The sequence below is a fragment of the Planococcus glaciei genome, from assembly GCF_900099655.1.
In the GTDB taxonomy this organism is placed as follows: domain Bacteria; phylum Bacillota; class Bacilli; order Bacillales_A; family Planococcaceae; genus Planococcus; species Planococcus glaciei.
The window spans coordinates 14,214-34,470 of sequence record NZ_FNDC01000025.1 but is presented as its reverse complement, the minus strand read 5'-3'; the positions used below and the strand labels follow the sequence as shown (position 1 = coordinate 34,470).

Genomic DNA, 20,257 nt, shown 5'->3' with positions numbered 1-20,257 from the left:
ACGTATTACCGCGGCTGCTGGCACGTAGTTAGCCGTGGCTTTCTGGCGAGGTACCGTCAAGGTGCCAGTAGTTAGCTGGCACGGTTTCTTCCCTCGCAACAGAGTTTTACGATCCGAAAACCTTCATCACTCACGCGGCGTTGCTCCGTCAGACTTGCGTCCATTGCGGAAGATTCCCTACTGCTGCCTCCCGTAGGAGTCTGGGCCGTGTCTCAGTCCCAGTGTGGCCGATCACCCTCTCAGGTCGGCTACGCATCGTGGCCTTGGTGGGCCGTTACCCCACCAACTAGCTAATGCGCCGCGGGCCCATCCTGCAGTGACAGCCGAAACCGTCTTTCCGTTGGGTCCCAGGAGGGACCCAAAACTATTCGGTATTAGCACCGGTTTCCCGGAGTTATCCCGATCTGCAGGGCAGGTTGCCCACGTGTTACTCACCCGTCCGCCGCTAAAGTTGAAGAGCAAGCTCTTCAACTTCCGCTCGACTTGCATGTATTAGGCACGCCGCCAGCGTTCGTCCTGAGCCAGGATCAAACTCTCCATTATAGAGTAGTTGATTGCTCAAATACTTGCTGGCGTCTCGCCGTTCCGAAGAACGCGCGAGTCGCTTGATCTGGCCGAAGCCTGATCAGTAATTTTTGCGCGGGCCGTTTTGCGCGGCCGTTGCTATCTGTTGACGTTTTGCTGTTCAGTTTTCAAGGTTCATGTTTTGTGCGTCACTCATTGGCGACTTGATTAATATACCATGCCACAATATTCGCGTCAACAGTTTTACGAAAAAAACTTCTGCTTTCGATAAATTCTTTTTCTTTCAGGAAACTTTTTAATGCTAGCAATTTGTTCAGATCTACGATTTCTAACTTCGCATGCCACTATAAATCAAGTTGATTCAACAGCCCGGAGAAGATTTCTGTTGCTCGATTCTTTTTCCTCTATATAGAAAGAACAGAATCCCGCTTCGTTCTTTCCAGACTCTCTTGGCAGCCTGAAGCTTAATCTTCCACTCTCATTCAATGGAACATTCGTTTAGCGCCAAATAAAAAAACCCGCTGAACAAATCAGCGGGTTTGAAAATCTTACTCTTCGTCTTCATCTATTTCTTCTTCTACACGATCTACTTCTTCATCAGCCACAACTTCATCCTCCGTATAGACATCCGCTTCCGCACTTTCTTCAATCAATGTGGAATCGACATCTTCTTCGGCTTCTTCTGCGCCTTCTGGAATTTCAATATCTTTTTTCACTCGGGCAACCGTAGCTACGGTTTCTTCTTCAGCGAGCTTAATTAGGCGGACGCCTTGTGTGCTTCGGCCAGTCTGTGAAATATCGTTGACGTCCATGCGGATTAAAATACCATTGATGGTGATCAGCATGATGTCTTCTGTTCCGTTGACTGTCCGGACAGCCACGAGCGGTCCGTTCTTGTCGGTGATTTGGCAAGTTTTGATTCCCATACCGCCTCTGGATTGAACGCGGTATTCGGATTCTTTGGTTTGTTTGCCGTATCCTTTTTCTGTGATGACGAGAATATTATCGTCCTTCTCCAGAATTTCCATGCCGACAACCTGGTCGCCCTCACGCAAACGGATACCACGTACACCGCTTGCTGTCCGGCCCATGCTGCGGATATCGGTTTCAGGGAAACGGATCAATGCGCCGTCACGTGTTCCGATGACGATTTCCTGGTTGCCGTCGGTCAGCTTAACGGAAATCAATTCGTCTTCTTCGCGCAAACTGATGGCAATCAACCCGTTTTGGCGGATATTGGCGTAATTGGATACCGGTGTCCGCTTGCTGATTCCTTCCCGTGTCGTAAAGAAGAAGAACGCATCTTCTTTAAACTCTTTCACACGGATGACAGCCGTTACTTTTTCGTCTTTGCTGATTTCCAGCAAGTTGACCAGTGGAAGGCCTTTTGCAGTTCTTCCGTATTCCGGCACTTGATACCCTTTTTTGCGATACACTTTCCCTTTGCTCGTGAAGAACAGGATCGTATCGTGGGTAGAGGTATAAAGCATGTGCTCAACGAAATCATCTTCGTTGGTGCCCATTCCCTGGACACCACGGCCGCCGCGGTTTTGGCTGCGGAACGTGTTTGCCGGCATCCGTTTGATATAACCGTTATGGGTCAATGTCAAAACAGACGCTTCTCTTGGAATCAAATCTTCATCTTCGAACATTTCTGTGCCGCCTGAAGTGATTTCCGTTCTGCGATCGTCGCTGAAACGTTCTTTCACTTCTGTCAATTCTTCACGGATAATTTCAAGAATGCGATATTCGTTTGCCAAAATTTCGCGAAGTTCATCGATCAACTTAACCAAACCTTGGTACTCTTCTTCGATTTTATCGCGTTCCAGTCCGGTTAAACGCTGCAGACGCATATCCAAGATCGCCTGTGATTGGCGCTCAGACAAACTGAAATTGCTCATCAAGCCATTGCGGGCTTCTTCAGTTGTCTGTGACCCCCGGATCAAAGCGATAATGGCATCAATATGATCCAATGCAATACGCAAACCTTCGAGGATATGTGCGCGGTCTTCCGCTTTCGTCAAATCAAATTGCGTACGGCGGCGAATGACCACTTTCTGGTGCTCTAAGTAGTGGAAAAGCACTTCTTTTATGCCCAACACTTTCGGATGGCCGTCGACAAGCGCCAGCATGTTGATCCCGAAACTTGTTTGCATTGCTGTTTGTTTGTATAAATTATTTAACAGGACACTGGCACTCGCATCTCTGCGCACTTCAATGACAATGCGCATGCCGTTGCGGTCAGATTCGTCCCGCAAATCCGTGATGCCGTCAATTCGCTTATCGCGCACAAGCTCCGCAATTTTTTCAATCAAGCGGGCTTTGTTCACTTGATAAGGAAGTTCGTTGACGATGATCACTTCTTTGCCGTTCGGTTTGGTCTCAATATCCACCACCGAACGGATCATGATAGAGCCTCTGCCGGTTTCATAGGCGCGGCGGATACCGCTGCGCCCTAAAATAATGCCGCCCGTCGGGAAATCAGGACCCGGAATAAATTCCATCAATTCTTCTGTGGTGATCGCCGGATTTTCAGCTAATGCCAACACCCCGTCAATCGTTTCACCTAAATGGTGCGGCGGAATATTGGTGGCCATACCAACTGCAATCCCAGATGTTCCGTTTACCAGCAAGTTCGGGAATCGGCTCGGCAAAACAATCGGCTCTTTTTCCTGGCCATCGTAGTTATCCCGGTAATCGATCGTGTTTTTGTTTAAATCACGCAACAATTCCATGGAAATTTTTGACATTCTTGATTCTGTATAACGCATGGCAGCTGCTGCATCGCCGTCGACAGACCCGAAGTTCCCGTGGCCGTCAACGAGCATATATCGGTAACTGAAATCCTGCGCCATCCGGACCATCGTTTCATAAACAGCGCTATCGCCGTGTGGGTGGTATTTACCAATAACATCCCCGACGATACGTGCTGATTTTTTATAAGCTTTGTCAGATGTAATTCCTAAATCGTGCATTGCATATAGGATGCGGCGATGGACAGGTTTCAGCCCGTCACGCACATCCGGTAGGGCACGGGAAACGATAACGCTCATCGCATAATCCAAAAACGATGTGCGCATCTCCGTGCTTATATTTATTTCTTCAACACCACTGCTAGGCCGTTCAGCCATATCCGCAGCCTCCTCTCAACTCTACATCACTTAAACGTCCAGGTTTTTAACGTATTTCGCATTTTCTTCGATAAAGTTACGGCGCGGTTCAACGTCGTCTCCCATTAAAATATGGAAAGTCTCGTCTGCCACCATCGCATCGGTCAGCGTCACTTGCAGCAAGGTACGGACATCCGGATCCATTGTCGTATCCCATAACTGCTCCGCGTTCATTTCTCCCAACCCTTTGTAGCGTTGGATATTCGGTTTCGGTGTTGGAGACAAGTTTTCGAGTGCTTCTTTCAATTGCGCATCGGTATAAACATAATCCACGTGCTTGCCTTGTTTGATTTGGAACAATGGCGGCTGGGCAATGTAAATATAGCCTGCTTCTAGCAATGGACGCATGTAGCGGAAGAAGAACGTCAATAACAAAGTCCGGATGTGGGCGCCATCGACGTCAGCATCTGTCATGATGACAACTTTATGGTAACGCGCTTTCGCCAAATTAAATTCTTCGCCGATGCCTGTGCCTAGTGCTGTAATGATGTTACGGATTTCAGCGTTTGTCAGGATTTTATCAAGACGGGCTTTTTCAACATTCAAGATTTTCCCGCGCAGCGGCAAAATGGCTTGGAAATGGCGGTCACGGCCTGATTTTGCCGAGCCTCCAGCTGAGTCACCCTCAACAATGTAAATTTCGCTGATTTTCGGATCACGCGAAGAACAGTCCGCCAGTTTACCAGGCAAACTCGATACTTCAAGCACTGATTTGCGGCGCGTGAATTCACGGGCTTTTTTGGCTGCCATACGGGCATGCGAAGCCATGATGCCTTTTTCGACAATTTTGCGCGAAACCGATGGATTCTCCAAAAGGAATCGATCGAAACCTGCGGAGAACAAGTTGTTGACGATTGTGCTGACTTCGGTATTGCCCAGTTTCGTTTTGGTTTGGCCTTCAAACTGGGGATCCGGGTGTTTAACTGAAATAATGGCAGTCAACCCTTCACGTACGTCATCGCCCGTCAGATTGGCATCTTGTTCTTTCAGCATGCCATTTTTGCGGCCGTAGTCATTTACAACGCGCGTCAAAGCTGTCTTAAAGCCGGATTCGTGCGTTCCGCCTTCGTGCGTGTTGATATTATTGGCAAATGAAAAAATATTGGCTGCATAGCCGGCATTGTATTGCATCGCGACTTCTACGGAAATGCCTTCCCGTTCAGCTTCTACAAAAATCGCCTCTTCGTGAAGAGGGTCTTTGGATTTATTCATATGTTCAACGTAAGATTTGATCCCGCCTTCAAAATGGTAGACCTTCTCTTTTTGTTCGCCTTCCCGCTCATCACGGGCAACGATTCTTAAACCACGGTTCAAATAAGCGAGTTCCCGCAAACGATGGTCCAAAATATCAAATTCGTAGACGGTCGTTTCTTTAAAGATTTCAGGATCCGCTTTAAAACGGATTGTGGTGCCTGTATTTTCAGCGTCGCCGATCACATGCAGTTCTTCTGTAACCGCTCCGCGTTCAAATTTAATGTAATGGCGTTTGCCATCGCGGTTAACGTATACTTCTGTCACTTCGGACAAAGCGTTAACAACGGATGCCCCAACACCGTGCAGACCGCCGGATACTTTATATCCGCCGCCGCCGAATTTACCGCCTGCGTGCAAGACAGTCATAATGACTTCTACAGCCGGACGGCCCATTTTTTCCTGCATGCCAACCGGAATGCCCCGCCCGTTGTCATCTACACGAATCCAGTCACCGGGTTCGATCGTCACTTGGATTTCATCGCAATAACCGGCTAATGCTTCATCGATACTGTTATCGACGATTTCCCAAACTAAATGGTGAAGCCCTTTTGAACTTGTTGAACCAATATACATTCCGGGTCTTTTGCGCACCGCTTCCAAGCCTTCAAGAACTTGAATCTGATTCGCATCATATGAGGGTTGAAGATCTTTTTCTTCCATTGCCACTGCGTTCACCTGCTCTTTCTTACAACATTCTGTTTTCCATTGGCTTGTTTATAACCGGTTTTGCCGGATCTTTTTCAAGATGGCCTGCGCCCGCAAAGGCGAACCGTAGACAAAATCGTCGGTCACAATAAATGATTTTACTTTCTCTAAAGGGACGAGAAGCCGCACAAAAGCAGCCGGCACGTAATGCTCATGCGCGGTGACGGCAATAATTTCGGCTATTCGGATTGTCTGTTCTTTTCCAATGTGCACGTAAATAACGCGTCACCCCTTAACTATCCCTTGGGATACTTCGAAAAGACGGGCATTTTGAATGGTTTCGTGCTGAATTCCGTCTACATTGGTCGTCGTAACAAAGGTCTGGACAGAACCGTGGATGGTATTCAGCAAATGCGACTGCCGGTAATCGTCCAGCTCTGACAGCACATCATCCAGCAGCAGGACGGGCGCTTCCCCGACTTCCTGCTTGATCAATTCTATTTCCGCCAGCTTCAATGAAAGCGCGGTGGTCCGCTGCTGGCCTTGAGAGCCGTAAGTCTGCACATCGTAGCCGTTCACCAAAAACTGCAATTCATCGCGGTGGGGGCCGACAAGCGTCAACCCGCGCTCAATTTCCCGTTTGCGAACTTCCGCAAGTTTCTGCTCTAAAAAAGACGCCATCTCGGTCGGCGTCCATTCGGGCTTTAAACCGCTGATCGGTTGATAGCGGATTTGCAGTTGTTCCAGCCCCCGGGAAATGCCGTGATGGATAGGTTCAGCCCATTTTTGCAATAATTCCATGAACTGATAGCGCTTTTGTATAATTTTTACTGCAGCTTCAATGAATTGTTCCGTATAAACATCGAACATGACATCGTTGATGGCCTGCTTGCCGTAGTTTTGCTTAAGTATATGATTCCGTTGCTTCAACAATTTCTGGTATGTCAACAAATCATGCAAATAGACAGGAGATATTTGGCCGATCTCCATATCGATAAAACGCCGGCGAATTTGCGGACTCCCTTTGACTAAATTCAAATCCTCAGGAGCAAACATCACGACATTCAATTGGCCAATGTAGTCACTGAGCCGCCGTTGTTCCAGATGATTGACCTTTGCTTTTTTGCCTTTTTTGGATAAGACGATTTCCAAAGGCAATTTCCCGTATTTACGGAAAACATCACCTTTAATTTTACCATAATCGGCATTCCAGCGTATCAATTCTTTGTCATTGGTGGTTCGATGGGATTTTGCCATCGATAAAACGTACAAGGATTCCATGATATTGGTTTTGCCTTGCGCGTTTTCACCGATAAAGACGTTTATTTCAGGAGAAAAAGATAAGTCAAGCGTCTCGTAATTCCGGTAGTCGCGGAGCTCGAGGCGGTCAATCCACATCGAAGCTCATGCCTTCAGCTACTGCAATACGAAACTCCCCTACTTCTGGAATCGTTACCGTATCGTTCGGGCGCAGCTTGCGGCCTCTCCGGTCTTCAGCTTCTCCGTTTACAAACACTTCGTGCTCACTCAAAAACCACTTTGCCATGCCTCCTGAACTAATCGTATCTGTCATTTTCAGTAATTGCCCAAGTGTAATATATTCCGTCTCAATCCCAATTTCTTTCAAAATGCACTCATCCTTCAATTCGTAGTCTATCCCTCTATTTTACCCTATTTAGGGTAAAAAGTAAAAAGGATAGCCTTTACGGCTATCCTAGAGGGTGTTTTCTGTTTTTAATAGGTCCGGACAGGAAGAATCAATTGCAAAATCGAATCGTCAAGTGCAGATTTCAAAATGAACGGGCGCATCGCTCCCGTAAATTGAATCAGCACGTCTTGGCCATCAATCGCTTTCAAGGCATCCATCATGAATTTAGCGCTGAATGAAATTTTCAATTCTTCGCCTTCAATGCTTTGGGCTTGAAGCTGCTCTTCCACTTTTCCGACTTCCGGTGAATTAGAAGAAACTTCTACTTCGTTGCCGGAATTTGTGGAAAAACGCACAACGTTGTTGCGTTCTTCGCGGGCCAGCAAAGAAGCGCGGTCGATTGCTTGAAGAAGCGAACGTCCGTTGACCGTTACTTCTGTTTTGTATTCAGAAGGAATCAAACGGGATGTATCCGGGTAGTTTCCTTCAAGCAGGCGTGAAAAGAACAAAATATGCTTGGATTTAAATAGAACTTGCTGGTTCGTCATCACGATTTCAACAGGATCTGAAGTATCGTCCAGAATTTTGTTGAGTTCGGTCAAACTTTTACCAGGGATTACCACACTGTATTCCCCTTCCGGCAAAGTCTCCAATTTTGTTTTGCGGCGTGCCAAACGGTGGCTGTCTGTCGCAACACATACCAATTCCCCGTCTTTTACTTCCCAATGCACGCCAGTCAACACCGGACGTGTTTCCGAACTTGAAACTGCAAATACGGTTTCGCGATTGATCGTTTTTAACAGATCCGCGGGAATGGTAAACAAACGGTCGTCCTGGATATCCGGAAGCTGCGGATAATCCAATGCGTCCAAGCCAATCAAATGGAATTCAGATTTGCCTGAACGGATATGCGTTTGGAAGTTTCCAGTAATTTCGATTTCCACTTCATTGGTCGGCAACTTACGGATTATTTCTCCGAAGACTTTCGCTTGAAGAACAATGCTTCCGCCTTGAGATACGCCGATGATTTCTTCTCCATCTTCTTCTGCCGGGATGAACGTCTGGATCGTGATATCTGAATCGCTGCCCGTCAATCTCATTCCTTCTGAAGAAACATCCATTTTAATTCCTGTCAAAATCGGAATCGTTGTTTTTGAACTTACTGCTTTCATTACATCATTTAAACCTTCGACTAATCGTTCACGCTTTATCTCGAATTTCATTCTCGAACCTCGCTTATATATATATTTTATTTAAAGAACTTAAGACAGTAATAGTAGTAGGGCCTGTGAATATGTGGATAACCCTGTTTTTCTGAACAAAAGCAGCTTATCCACATGTAGATAAGCTGTGTACAAACTGCTTCGTAAATTATGCGGTTATCCACAAGGTCATTGCTTGCCGAGCGCGCTTCGAATATCTTTGACGTCCTGCTGAAGCTGCTGATTGTCCTTCAGCATTTTTGAAATTTTTTCATGCGCATGGATGACCGTGGTATGGTCACGTCCACCGAATTCTTCCCCGATTTTAGGCAAAGAAAAATCCGTCATTTCTCGGGACAGATACATGGCCACTTGGCGTGGATATGCAATGTCTTTTGTACGGCGTTTTGTTTTGAAATCTTCTAATTTCACATTGAATTGCTCTCCGACCGCATGCTGGATGTCCAAAATCGTAATCACTTTCGGTTTTGAATTCGGCATGATGTCTTTTAGCGCTTCTGCTGCAAGTTCGGCGCTCATATCCCGGTTGATCAAAGAGGAATAAGCCACTACGCGGATCAAAGCTCCTTCAAGTTCCCGGATATTCGAATCAATGGAATTGGCGATATAGGTCATCACATCGTTCGGAATATCAAGGCCGTCCGCTTTCGCTTTTTTGCGCAAAATGGCGATCCGGGTTTCCAGATCCGGCGGTGTAATATCGGTGATCAATCCCCATTCAAAGCGGGATCTTAGGCGGTCTTCCAGTGTCGGAATTTCTTTTGGCGGCCGGTCACTCGAGATAATGATTTGCTTCGACTCTTCGTGGAGCGTATTAAACGTATGGAAAAATTCCTCCTGCGTCTGCTCTTTGCCGGCCAAAAATTGAATGTCATCAATCAAAAGAATGTCGACACTGCGGTATTTGTTCCGGAAATCCACGGTTTGGTTGTCCCGGATCGAGTTGATGAATTCGTTGGTAAATTTCTCCGAAGACAAATAAACCACTTTGGCATTCGGGTTGTGTTCAAGGACATAATGTCCGATTGCATGCATTAAATGTGTCTTGCCAAGTCCTACTCCCCCGTAAATAAACAACGGATTGTACGCTTTTGCAGGCGCTTCCGCTACGGCCAGTGATGCAGCATGGGCAAAGCGGTTGCCGGATCCAATTACAAACGTATCGAATGTATATTTGGGATTCAGCATGCCAGGCAAAAATTCCTGATGCTCATTCTGCCCCGGTTTTACGCGAGGGGCTGGAAGTTGAAAATCGTCCATATCCTGATCTTTGGGCACAACAAATTTTATCAGCAGATCATCACCTGTTGAATCCGAAAGAATCCCAGTAATTAAATGCACGTAATGGTTTTCCAACCAGTCACGTGCAAATGAATTAGGCGCTGAAATTGTCACTGTATCATTCTGATAAGATAAAAGTTTTGTTGATTTTAACCACGTTTCAAAACTTGGTTTGGAGATTTTAGTTTCAACTTGGGCTAAGACACTCGACCAAAGTTCGTCTAAGTGTTCCAATAGCTCGTCTCCTTTATATGTAAATATTTTTTAAGTATACCATACACAAAACCACAGGCTGTGGATAACCTTTATAAACAAGCCCGTGAATAACTGTCCACATCTTACCCACAGTTTGTGGATAACTTATTTGGGCTAAAAATTATTAACAAGTGAAAACAAGTCTATGTTAACAAAAAAACTGAGACATTACAAGAAGTACTTGTACTTATCCACATTCCTTTTATTATGCACATAAAAGCTATCCACAGGGGCTTCTTATGTGCAGAAGTTGTAGATAAGGGGTGTGGATAAAATTTTTTCGAAAAATATTGGTGCACAATAATTTTTGGGTTTTCTGAAGCAAATGTGGATAACTCGGAAAGAAAAGGAGAACGAAAAATCCAAGAGGAATTCAAGCGGATTTGTGGATGGACTTTAATTTTTCTCCCATATGAAGCAGCAAGGGCAAAACTTCTTTTCGAATCCGTTCAGTAAAAGAGGGAGAAGAAAATAAGGGGAGGTAAGCAGAAAAGGGGACAGTTTTGCTGGAGATCTGCAAGACCAGGCCTGTATGCGGCAAAATCGGTGATTGTTTCTCCTTTTTAATAAGACATTGACATTTGAAGCATGCCGGCTATATAATAGTCAAGACTGTCTTTGAGAAAAGAGTTAACTTTTATTCAGGAGGTGTCACCATGACATTACGCACATACCAACCAAATACTCGTAAACACAGCAAAGTACACGGCTTCAGAGCACGTATGAGCACGAAAAACGGACGTAGAGTAATTGCTGCACGCCGTCGCAAAGGAAGAAAAGTATTATCAGCTTAAGTCCACTGACCGCATCAGTGGTCTTTTTTTCTTTTCTGAACGAAAAGCGGAAGTGCCTGTCAGAGCTAGGCACTGGAGTCTGGACAGGGAAATACCCCTTTCTAAGATTTTCCGAGTTTAACGAGCTATACTTTCTTGTAGAGTCGAATAAGCAGGTGAAAAAATGAATAAGCAGCAACGAATCAAGAAAAATACGGAATTTCAACGGATTTTTAAAAAAGGAAAATCCTTTGCCAATCGCCAGTTTATCGTCTACGTCTTGAAAAACGATCAGCCGGAGTTTCGGGTGGGATTATCCGTCAGCAAAAAAGTAGGAAACGCAGTTACGCGAAACCGCATCAAGCGCTATATCCGTCAAACATTCCTCGAATTAAAAGACGATGTGCTGGCAAATGCGGATTACGTTATTATCGCCCGGCAACAGGCGGCCAATTTGGATTTTCATGAAAGCAAGAAAAGTTTGGAGCACGTTTTAAAAATTGCCCGTGCTTTGCCTCGGAAGTAGAAAGAGCTATTGCAAGAATGCTATTATAGAAGCAACTGAAAATAAGTTTGGGGGAAGAAGGTTGAATAAGCGAATAGTACTGCTTATTTCACTGGTGGCAGCGACCTTGCTGCTTGCCGGCTGTACAGAGTTCAATGAGCCGATCAGTGGAAACAGCGAAGGATTTTGGAACGAATTTGTAGTTTGGCCTCTAGTCTCGGTCATTACGTATTTCAAAGGCTTGCTTGGAACGTACGGACTCGGGATTATTGCAGTAACAATCATTATCCGTTTGGTGCTTTTGCCGTTGATGGTGAAGCAGACCCGCAGCTCAAAACGCATGCAGGAAGTACAACCGAAATTGAAAGAGCTGCAAGCGAAATACAAATCGAAAGATGCAGTCACGCAGCAGAAATACCAGCAGGAAATGATGGCATTGTTCCAGGAAAATGGCGTGAACCCGATGGCGGGCTGTTTGCCGGTATTGATTCAGATGCCGATTTTAATCGGCTTTTACCATGCGATCAGCCGGATGAACAACACTCCGGCGATCGACCTTGGTTCGTTTTTGATTTTTCCGTTAGCTGAACCAAGCATTATTTTAGCTGTTATTGCTGGTTTGATGCAATTTGTCGTTTTGCGCACCGGTCCTGCTATGGACAACCCGCAAATGAAAATCATGATGTATTTTATGCCGGTCATGATCATCGGATTTGGTGTCGTATTGCCATCCGCATTGACTCTGTACTGGGTAATCGGAAACATTATCTCCTTGATTCAAAACCTGGTCATTTACAAGCCATGGGAGAAAAAAGAGCCGGTTCCGGCGGCGCCAATGGCTGGAGCAAGAAAAGAAGTGAAGCAACCTGTTAAAACGAAAGCGAAAGCAGGAGGGGCTAAAAAGTGAAACAGATTACGCAGACGGGTACAACTGTTGAAAACGCGATATCTGCAGCATTAGAAAAACTCCAGGCAACACGTGAAGAAGTAACGGTCAATGTGATCCAGAACGAAAAAAAGGGATTTTTGGGCTTTGGATCCAAACCGGCTGAAGTCGAGGTCATCGTAAACGAACCGGAAGCTGCGCCGCTTGAAAAAGAGGAAGCAGTGATGGAGACAGCGGTGGCGGAACCGGAAAAAATTTTAGAAGAATTGGTGGAAGAAGCGCCAAAAGCAACAAATGAGCGCGCCATCCAGGAAACGAAAGATTATATTCAGTCCATTGCCAAAGGCATGATGATTGACGACTTGACCATTACGCATAAGCAAACCGGCAAACAAGTCAGTTTCTATCTGGAAAGTGAAAAAGTGGCCATGCTGATCGGCAAACGGGGCAATACGTTGAATTCCCTTCAGCAGCTTGCCCAGCTGGTCGCCAATAAATACTCCAACCAGTTTATGATGGTGGAGCTGGATGCGGAAAATTACCGGGAGCGGCGCCAGGAAACATTGGAGCAGCTGGCAGACCGGATGGCGGACAAAGCGATCCGGACCGGCGGCCGCGTTCAATTTGAACCGATGCCGTCTTACGAGCGGAAAGTCATCCATCAGGCTTTGTCCCGCCGGATGGACATCGACACGTATTCAGAAGGAAAAGATCCAAATCGTTATTTGGTCATTGAACCGCTGAAATAGTTCGAATGATTCCCCCAAATAACGAATAATGAACGGCTTGCTCTATGCAAGCCGTTTTTTTATTTGTTCTTTTTATGAAACTTTCAGGAAAACCAAGCGCTTCACCTTTCGGATTCCGGTCATTTATGCTATTGTAATATGTTAGAAAGTCATGTACTTTTGCTGGTTGTCCACATGTGGACAACTTTTTTAAAGAGAAAAACTGTTTTTGCGTTCGAAAAAGTCTGGGGATAAGTTTTGGGCCGGATTTTTTTGTTTTTAATTCATTTTAAGTGCAGGTTTAATACAAGCTCCTGTACTTTTCTATAATAGAGAGGACGGAATACCATGGAATTCGATACAATTGCTGCAATCTCCACGCCAAGCGGTGAAGGCGCCATTGCCATTGTCCGCCTGAGCGGGCCGGAAGCGATCGGAATTGCGGATAAGCTGTTCCGCGCGCCAAGCGGAAAACAATTGGCGACACAGCCCACGCATACCATTCATTACGGCCATTTGGCGGATCCGTGGACGGAGGAAGTAGTGGAAGAAGTCATGGTATCGTTCATGAAAGCTCCAAAAACCTTCACCCGCGAAGACGTGATTGAAATCAATTGCCACGGCGGCATTGTGTCCGTCAACCGGGTATTGGCCCTTGTGCTTCGCGCCGGCGCACGGTTGGCAGAACCGGGGGAATTTACGAAACGGGCATTTTTGAACGGCCGCATCGACCTTTCGCAAGCGGAAGCAGTTATGGATTTGATCCGTGCGAAAACCGACCGGGCAATGGATGTGGCGTTGAACCAGATGGAAGGCCGTTTGTCGAAACTCATTGGGACGCTTCGCCAGGCGCTGCTGGAATCCATTGCACAAATGGAAGTGAACATCGATTACCCGGAGTATGACGATGTGGAGGAAATGACACGTCCGATTATGCTGGAAAAAGCCCTGTGGGTGCGTTCGGAAATTGATAAACTGCTGCAGACCTCTTCGCAAGGAAAAATCCTGAGAGAAGGCCTTTCTACGGTGATTGTGGGGCGGCCGAATGTCGGGAAATCGTCTCTTTTGAACAGCCTGGTGCAGGAAAACAAAGCCATTGTAACGGAAATAGCGGGAACAACCCGTGATATAATCGAGGAATATGTAAACGTCCGCGGTGTGCCGCTGCGTTTGGTGGACACAGCCGGGATCCGGGAAACCGAAGACATTGTAGAACGCATCGGTGTGGAACGTTCACGCAAAGTGCTGAAAGAAGCCGATTTGATTCTTTATGTCTTGAATTATTCGGAAGCGCTGACGGAAGAAGATGAACGATTGTTTGAAGCGGTGCGGGATATGGATTATATTGTAGTCATCAATAAAACCGATTTGCCGCAGAAAATTGATCTGGATTACGTACAGCAGTTGGCAGGCGATAAATTGCTGGTCACCACTTCGCTGATTGAAGAAGAAGGCATCGACCAGCTGGAAGAAGCCATTGCTGAACTGTTTTTTGAAGGGCAAATCGAAGCAGGGGACATGACCTATGTTTCCAATGCGCGCCATATTGCGCTGCTTCACCAGGCGCACCAGACCATTTCGGATGCCATTGAGGCGGCGGATCTGGATGTGCCGGTTGATATGATTCAAATTGATGTCACTCGAACATGGGAAATTTTAGGGGAAATCATCGGCGATACGGCAGATGATGGGTTGTTGAACCAACTATTTTCTCAGTTCTGTTTAGGGAAATAAACTTCGAAGGGAATGAACGAACATGCCACAATACGAAGCAGGCACGTTCGATGTCATCGTCGTAGGAGCCGGACATGCCGGAGCAGAAGCTGCTCTTGCATCCGCTCGCATGGGTGCCAAAACACTTGTGTTGACGATGAATCTGGATATGATCGCATTTATGCCATGCAACCCGTCAATCGGCGGACCCGCAAAAGGCATTGTTGTACGGGAAATTGACGCACTTGGCGGAGCCATGGGGCGCGTTATCGATAAAACACACATTCAAATGAGAATGTTGAATACAGCAAAAGGGCCGGCTGTCCGCGCACTGCGTGCACAAGCCGACAAAGTGCTTTACCAGCAGGAAATGAAACGCCTGATGGAAGAAGAAAAGAATTTGACGCTTCACCAGGGGATTGCTGAAAAATTAGTGGTGGAAGACGGCAAAGTGACCGGATTGATCACGCAAGTAGGCGGCATTTACCGGGCAAAATCCGTCGTCATCACGACAGGAACTTTCCTGCGCGGCGAAATCATCATTGGCGATTTGCGCTACTCCAGCGGACCGAATAACCAGCAGCCATCAATCAAGCTGGCAGAAAACCTGGAAGAGCTCGGCTTTGAAACCGTCCGCTTTAAAACAGGGACGCCGCCGCGCGTCAACAGCAACTCCATTGACTACAGCAAAACAGAAATTCAGCCGGGCGACGAAGAACCGCGTGCGTTCAGCTACGAAACAACTGAATTCATCATGGATCAGCTGCCGTGCTGGCTAACGTATACAAACGAAAAAACGCATCAGATCATCGACGAAAATCTTCACTTGTCGCCGATGTATTCCGGCATGATCAAAGGGACCGGCCCAAGATACTGCCCGTCAATCGAAGACAAAGTGGTGCGTTTCAACGACAAACCGCGCCATCAGATTTTCCTTGAGCCGGAAGGCCGCAATACGCGCGAGGTTTACGTACAAGGGCTTTCAACCAGTTTGCCTGAACACGTGCAAAGAAAACTGTTAGAATCGATTCCAGGGCTTGAGAAAGCTGAAATGATGCGTGCCGGTTACGCCATCGAATACGATGCGATCGTACCGACGCAATTATGGCCGACGCTCGAGTCGAAGCAGCTTGAAAATCTTTATACAGCAGGACAGATCAACGGAACTTCCGGCTACGAAGAAGCAGCGGGGCAGGGTTTGATGGCCGGCATTAACGCGGCAGCCAAAGTGCTGGGCAAAGAAGAAGTGATTCTGAGCCGCTCCGATGCTTATATCGGCGTATTGATCGATGATTTGGTCACAAAAGGCACAAATGAGCCTTACCGTTTGCTGACATCACGCGCGGAATACCGCCTTTTGCTGCGCCACGACAATGCAGATATGCGTTTGACGGAACTGGGCCACAAAATCGGCATGATTTCCGATGAACGCTATGCCAAATTCCTGGCGAAAAAAGACCGCATCGAAGTGGAAATCAAACGCCTCCGGGGCATGATGATCAAACCGAATGACATCACGCAGCAATTGATCCGTGATGCAGGCGGCAGTGAATTGAAAGACGGCATCCGGGCCGCTGATTTATTGAAGCGCCCTGAAATGACTTACGACATGATTGCCCAACTGACAGCTTCTGAAGTGGAGCTGGAAGACGAAGTGAAAGAGCAAGTTGAGATTCACATCAAATACGAAGGCTATATCGAAAAATCGCTTCAGCAAGTAGCCAAACTGAAAAAAATGGAAGACAAAAAAATCCCGGAAAACATCGATTACCACTCAATTTCCGGTCTGGCAACAGAGGCACGCGGCAAACTGGCCGAAGTGCGTCCGCTGTCGATTGCACAGGCTTCCCGGATTTCAGGTGTGAACCCTGCTGACATTTCAATTCTTTTGGTGTATATTGAACAAGGTAGAATTGCAAAGATTCCATCTTGATATAAAAAAGCGCAGGCGCCTATCTGGGGCCGAAGCTGTAGAAATAAAAGCGCAAGCGCCTGACCGAGCAAAAAAGGCGATAAGCTAGACACATAACAAATGGGCTGGCAGAGACCAGCCCATTTTTACATAATGGAATGCCTATTGGTTGACACATAGAACAGCATAAAAAAAGAGGGAGGAAAAACCAAGTGAACGAACAACAATTCAAAGACGCCCTCAGCGAAAAAGGAATCAATTTGACTCCGGCTCAACTTGATCAATTCCGCATCTATTTCGAAGAACTGGTTGAGTGGAACGAAAAAATGAATTTAACGGCCATTACAGACCAGCCGTCTGTCTACTTGAAACATTTTTTTGATTCGATTACGGCTGCTTTCTACGTAGATTTCACGAAGCCGCTTAAAGTTTGTGATGTGGGAGCCGGGGCAGGATTCCCGAGCATTCCTTTGAAAATTTGCTTCCCTCATATTGAAGTGACCATCGTGGACTCATTGAACAAGCGCATCCAATTCTTGAATCATTTAAGCGATAAGCTGAACTTATCAAATGTCCGGTTCATTCATTCCCGTGCGGAAGATTTTGGCCAGTCCGAACACCGGGAGAGCTATGACCTGGTTACAGCAAGAGCCGTGGCAAGGCTTTCCGTTTTAGCGGAACTGTGTGTGCCGCTCGTGAAAAATGGCGGGCTTTTTGCAGCGATGAAAGCTGCATCAGCGCCTGACGAATTAAAGGATGCCGAAAAAGCCTTGTTGAAACTAGGGGTTAAAGAAGAAAGCATCCATTCGTTTAAATTGCCTGTAGAAGAAAGCGACCGTCACATCCAGGTATTCCGCAAGTTCAAAGAAACACCTAAAAAATACCCGCGCAAACCCGGGGTGCCAAATAAATCTCCAATCGCTTAAGGCGAAAAAGAGATCAAGCAAATGTTTCACGTGGAACATGGGAACGTAAGAAAAGCGGTTAAAATACTATAAAGTAAGCAAGTGAGCTTTTAAAAGGTGGTGCTAGAGGATGAAGAGTCCTTTTTCCCGATTTTTCGGGAGCGGCGATAAAGCAGAAGAAGCAGAACAGGCAGTAGAAGTGAAACCAGCCAATAAAGCTGCAGAAGAAGTAGTGAAATTGCCGATTGCTAAAATCAGCGCAAACAAATTCCAGCCTCGTACAGTTTTTGATGAAGAGAAAATCGAAGAGCTGGCTCGCACAATTGAAATCCATGGCGTTATTCAGCCAATTGTAGTCCGGGCGTCGGATCAAGAAGGCGAATACGAAATCATTGCAGGGGAACGGCGTTTTCGGGCAATGTCTTCTCTCGGATGGGAAGAAGTTCCGGCGATTATCCGCCAGTTAAGCGATAAAGAAACAGCATCGATTGCTTTGATTGAAAACTTGCAGCGGGAAGAACTTACGTCGATTGAAGAAGCAAATGCTTATCAGAACCTGCTGGAAATCCAAGGCATTACCCAGGAAGCCCTTGCACAACGTCTTGGAAAAGGGCAATCGACAGTGGCAAATAAACTTCGGCTGTTGAAATTGCCTGAAGAAATCCAGACGGCTTTATTGAACCGCATCATTACAGAACGCCATGCACGGGTATTGCTGAAAATCAAAGATGCGGACAAACAGAAAAAAATGTTTGATGAAACAGTCGAACAAAGTTTGAACGTCAAGCAGCTGGAGATGCGGGTCGAAAAACTGCTATCCACTGAACCGAAAAAGGCCAAGCCAAGAAGAAAAGCGGTCAGCCGCGATATTCGGATTGCGATGAACACCATCAAAGAATCGCTGAGCATGGTCACCAAAAGCGGGATCAACTTATCCGCTGAAGAAGAAGAACACGAAGAGTATTACCAGATTACTGTGAAGATCCCTAAGAAAAAAGCATAAAAAAGCTCTTTCCGATTTCGGAAAGAGCTTTTTTAATGGGAATGTAACGATAAAATGTTTATTGTTTTGTTACAATAAGGAAAGAAACTGTCATTATTTTTGTTTTTATAATGGAATTAGTTATACTTGAGCAGTAAAATGAGAGAAGTATGAAAGAAAGTTGGTGCAAGAGTGGGTAGAATTATTGCGATCGCCAATCAAAAAGGCGGCGTAGGAAAAACAACATCTTCAGTAAACTTGAGTGCCTGCCTTGCTTATTTAGGCCAGAAAGTTCTCTTAATAGATATCGACCCCCAGGGAAATGCGACGAGCGGGGTCGGGGTAAACAAAGGCGACGTTGACCAGTGCATTTACGAAGTGCTGATTGATGACGTGGATGTGAAAGACACCATCAAGGAAACAAAAGTTGAAAATCTTCACGTAGTGCCTGCAACCATTTCGCTGGCAGGTGCAGAAATTGAACTGGTTTCCACTATTTCAAGAGAAGTGCGCCTCAAGCATGCGCTCCAGGAAGTAAAAGAACTGTACGACTACATCATCATCGATTGTCCTCCGTCATTGGGGTTATTGACGATCAACTCGTTGACTGCCTCCGATGCAATTATTATTCCGGTACAATGTGAATACTATGCATTGGAAGGATTGAGCCAGCTGTTGAGCACCATCCGTCTTGTCCAGAAACATTTAAACCATGACCTGGCAATTGACGGCGTCCTGTTGACGATGCTCGATGCGCGGACGAACTTAGGGATTCAAGTCATTGAAGAAGTGAAGAAGTATTTCCAGGACAAAGTTTATCGGACGATCATTCCGCGGAACGTGCGATTAAGCGAAGCGCCAAGCCACGGTGAACCAATCATTATTTATGATCCGAAATCCCGTGGGGCAGAAGTATACTTAGAATTAGCAAGGGAAGTGATTAAGAATGGCTAAAGGATTAGGAAAAGGAATCAATGCATTGTTCCCTGGCGAATCACTAAGCGAGACAGAAACAATCAACCAGATCAGCATCACGCAAATCCGCACTAATCCTTACCAACCGCGCAAAGTATTTGATGAGACGGCTTTGCAGGAGTTGTCGGAATCCATCAAAGAGCATGGCATTTTGCAGCCGGTTGTTGTCCGGAAATCCGGAAAGCATTTCGAGCTGGTTGTAGGGGAAAGAAGATTCCGCGCGGCTAAATTGGCGAAACTGACTGAAGTGCCGGCACTCGTAAAGGAATTGACGGACCAGCAGATGATGGAATTGGCCATCCTGGAGAACCTTCAGCGGGAGGATTTAACGCCGATTGAAGAAGCAGAGGCTTATCAGAAGTTAATGGAAGCATTAAACATCACACAAGAACAATTGGCCTTCCGTCTTGGCAAAAGCCGGCCGCATATTGCCAACCATATCCGTTTGCTTGCTTTGCCTGCAAATGTACGCGATATGATCTCAGATAAGAAATTGACGATGGGCCATGGCCGCACTTTGCTGGGCTTGCGTTTGAAAAAGCTGATACCTGAAACAGCGGAAAAAGTAGTGAAAGAAAACTTGAATGTCCGTCAGTTGGAAAATCTGGTTCAGCGCTTAAATGAAGATGTTCCACGTGAAACAATCGAGAAAAAGAAAGACTTGTTTATTGAAGAAAAACAGTCGGAACTGAGAGACCGTTTTGGAACAAATGTCCAAATCAAAAAAACGAAGAACAAAGGGAAAATTGAAATAGAGTTCTTTTCGGAAGAAGATTTGGAACGCATACTCGAACTTTTAAACTGATCCGTGCCTATTCCCTGTGAGCAAGGGAATAGGTTCTGTTTTGTAAAAGGAGAGCGGAAGGGGAAATTGAAA

At 46.1% G+C, this 20,257-nt stretch carries 17 protein-coding genes and 1 rRNA gene; 10 read left to right on the top strand and 8 right to left on the bottom strand.

Annotation, left to right across the window (positions count from 1 at the left end; genetic code table 11):
* The 8 genes from BLQ32_RS19235 to dnaA all read right to left on the bottom strand — a co-directional run.
* Window positions 1-543, bottom strand: a 16S ribosomal RNA gene (locus BLQ32_RS19235); the annotation flags it as partial.
* A 530-nt stretch (window positions 544-1,073) separates the two neighbouring features.
* Entirely contained in the window at window positions 1,074-3,656 is a 2,583-nt protein-coding gene (gene gyrA / locus BLQ32_RS19230) for a DNA gyrase subunit A (protein ID WP_053166867.1), read from the bottom strand.
* A 30-nt stretch (window positions 3,657-3,686) separates the two neighbouring features.
* Window positions 3,687-5,609 carry a DNA topoisomerase (ATP-hydrolyzing) subunit B gene (gene gyrB, locus BLQ32_RS19225; RefSeq protein ID WP_074511817.1) on the bottom strand — a complete coding sequence of 641 codons (1,923 nt, stop codon included), beginning with the start codon at window positions 5,607-5,609 and terminating at the stop codon, window positions 3,687-3,689.
* Between the two features lie 54 nt (window positions 5,610-5,663).
* Window positions 5,664-5,867, bottom strand: a complete 204-nt coding sequence (locus BLQ32_RS19220; protein ID WP_036810830.1) for a hypothetical protein — start codon at window positions 5,865-5,867, stop codon at window positions 5,664-5,666.
* Window positions 5,868-5,879: 12 nt separating this feature from the next.
* Entirely contained in the window at window positions 5,880-6,992 is a 1,113-nt protein-coding gene (gene recF / locus BLQ32_RS19215; protein WP_074511812.1) for a DNA replication/repair protein RecF, read from the bottom strand.
* Window positions 6,982-7,221 carry a S4 domain-containing protein YaaA gene (gene yaaA / locus BLQ32_RS19210; protein ID WP_036810837.1) on the bottom strand — a complete coding sequence of 80 codons (240 nt, stop codon included), beginning with the start codon at window positions 7,219-7,221 and terminating at the stop codon, window positions 6,982-6,984. Before yaaA ends, recF begins: the two co-directional genes overlap by 11 nt.
* Before the next feature lie 107 nt (window positions 7,222-7,328).
* Window positions 7,329-8,465, bottom strand: coding sequence for a DNA polymerase III subunit beta (gene dnaN, locus BLQ32_RS19205; protein WP_053166869.1), 1,137 nt, complete (start codon window positions 8,463-8,465; stop codon window positions 7,329-7,331).
* A 168-nt stretch (window positions 8,466-8,633) separates the two neighbouring features.
* A complete protein-coding gene (gene dnaA / locus BLQ32_RS19200; protein WP_036810843.1) occupies window positions 8,634-9,980 on the bottom strand; it encodes a chromosomal replication initiator protein DnaA in 1,347 nt (448 codons plus the stop codon).
* A gap of 677 nt (window positions 9,981-10,657) precedes the next feature.
* Here dnaA and rpmH point away from each other — a divergent pair.
* The 10 genes from rpmH to BLQ32_RS19150 all read left to right on the top strand — a co-directional run bounded on the left by rpmH (window position 10,658) and on the right by BLQ32_RS19150 (window position 20,185).
* Window positions 10,658-10,795 (top strand): 50S ribosomal protein L34, encoded by a 138-nt coding sequence (gene rpmH, locus BLQ32_RS19195; protein ID WP_006830546.1) that lies wholly within the window; start codon window positions 10,658-10,660, stop codon window positions 10,793-10,795.
* Between the two features lie 163 nt (window positions 10,796-10,958).
* Complete coding sequence (gene rnpA / locus BLQ32_RS19190) at window positions 10,959-11,300, top strand: ribonuclease P protein component (RefSeq protein ID WP_036810846.1); 342 nt, start codon at window positions 10,959-10,961, stop codon at window positions 11,298-11,300.
* A 61-nt stretch (window positions 11,301-11,361) separates the two neighbouring features.
* Window positions 11,362-12,186 carry a membrane protein insertase YidC gene (gene yidC, locus BLQ32_RS19185; RefSeq protein ID WP_074511811.1) on the top strand — a complete coding sequence of 275 codons (825 nt, stop codon included), beginning with the start codon at window positions 11,362-11,364 and terminating at the stop codon, window positions 12,184-12,186.
* Window positions 12,183-12,914, top strand: coding sequence for an RNA-binding cell elongation regulator Jag/EloR (gene jag, locus BLQ32_RS19180; RefSeq protein ID WP_074511810.1), 732 nt, complete (start codon window positions 12,183-12,185; stop codon window positions 12,912-12,914). The genes yidC and jag overlap by 4 nt, the downstream gene beginning before the upstream one ends.
* Before the next feature lie 327 nt (window positions 12,915-13,241).
* On the top strand, window positions 13,242-14,627 hold the full coding sequence (gene mnmE / locus BLQ32_RS19175; protein ID WP_036810855.1) for a tRNA uridine-5-carboxymethylaminomethyl(34) synthesis GTPase MnmE: 1,386 nt from the start codon (window positions 13,242-13,244) through the stop codon (window positions 14,625-14,627).
* Window positions 14,628-14,649: 22 nt separating this feature from the next.
* On the top strand, window positions 14,650-16,539 hold the full coding sequence (gene mnmG, locus BLQ32_RS19170) for a tRNA uridine-5-carboxymethylaminomethyl(34) synthesis enzyme MnmG (protein WP_074511808.1): 1,890 nt from the start codon (window positions 14,650-14,652) through the stop codon (window positions 16,537-16,539).
* Between the two features lie 191 nt (window positions 16,540-16,730).
* Complete coding sequence (gene rsmG / locus BLQ32_RS19165) at window positions 16,731-17,444, top strand: 16S rRNA (guanine(527)-N(7))-methyltransferase RsmG (RefSeq protein WP_053166873.1); 714 nt, start codon at window positions 16,731-16,733, stop codon at window positions 17,442-17,444.
* Between the two features lie 109 nt (window positions 17,445-17,553).
* Window positions 17,554-18,426, top strand: a complete 873-nt coding sequence (noc, locus tag BLQ32_RS19160; protein ID WP_053166874.1) for a nucleoid occlusion protein — start codon at window positions 17,554-17,556, stop codon at window positions 18,424-18,426.
* 171 nt (window positions 18,427-18,597) lie between these two features.
* The gene (locus BLQ32_RS19155; RefSeq protein WP_036810866.1) at window positions 18,598-19,359 is read left to right on the top strand and encodes a ParA family protein; all 762 of its coding nucleotides are present in this window, start codon (window positions 18,598-18,600) and stop codon (window positions 19,357-19,359) included.
* Entirely contained in the window at window positions 19,352-20,185 is an 834-nt protein-coding gene (locus tag BLQ32_RS19150; protein ID WP_036810868.1) for a ParB/RepB/Spo0J family partition protein, read from the top strand. Before BLQ32_RS19155 ends, BLQ32_RS19150 begins: the two co-directional genes overlap by 8 nt.
* Window positions 20,186-20,257 lie beyond the last annotated feature (72 nt).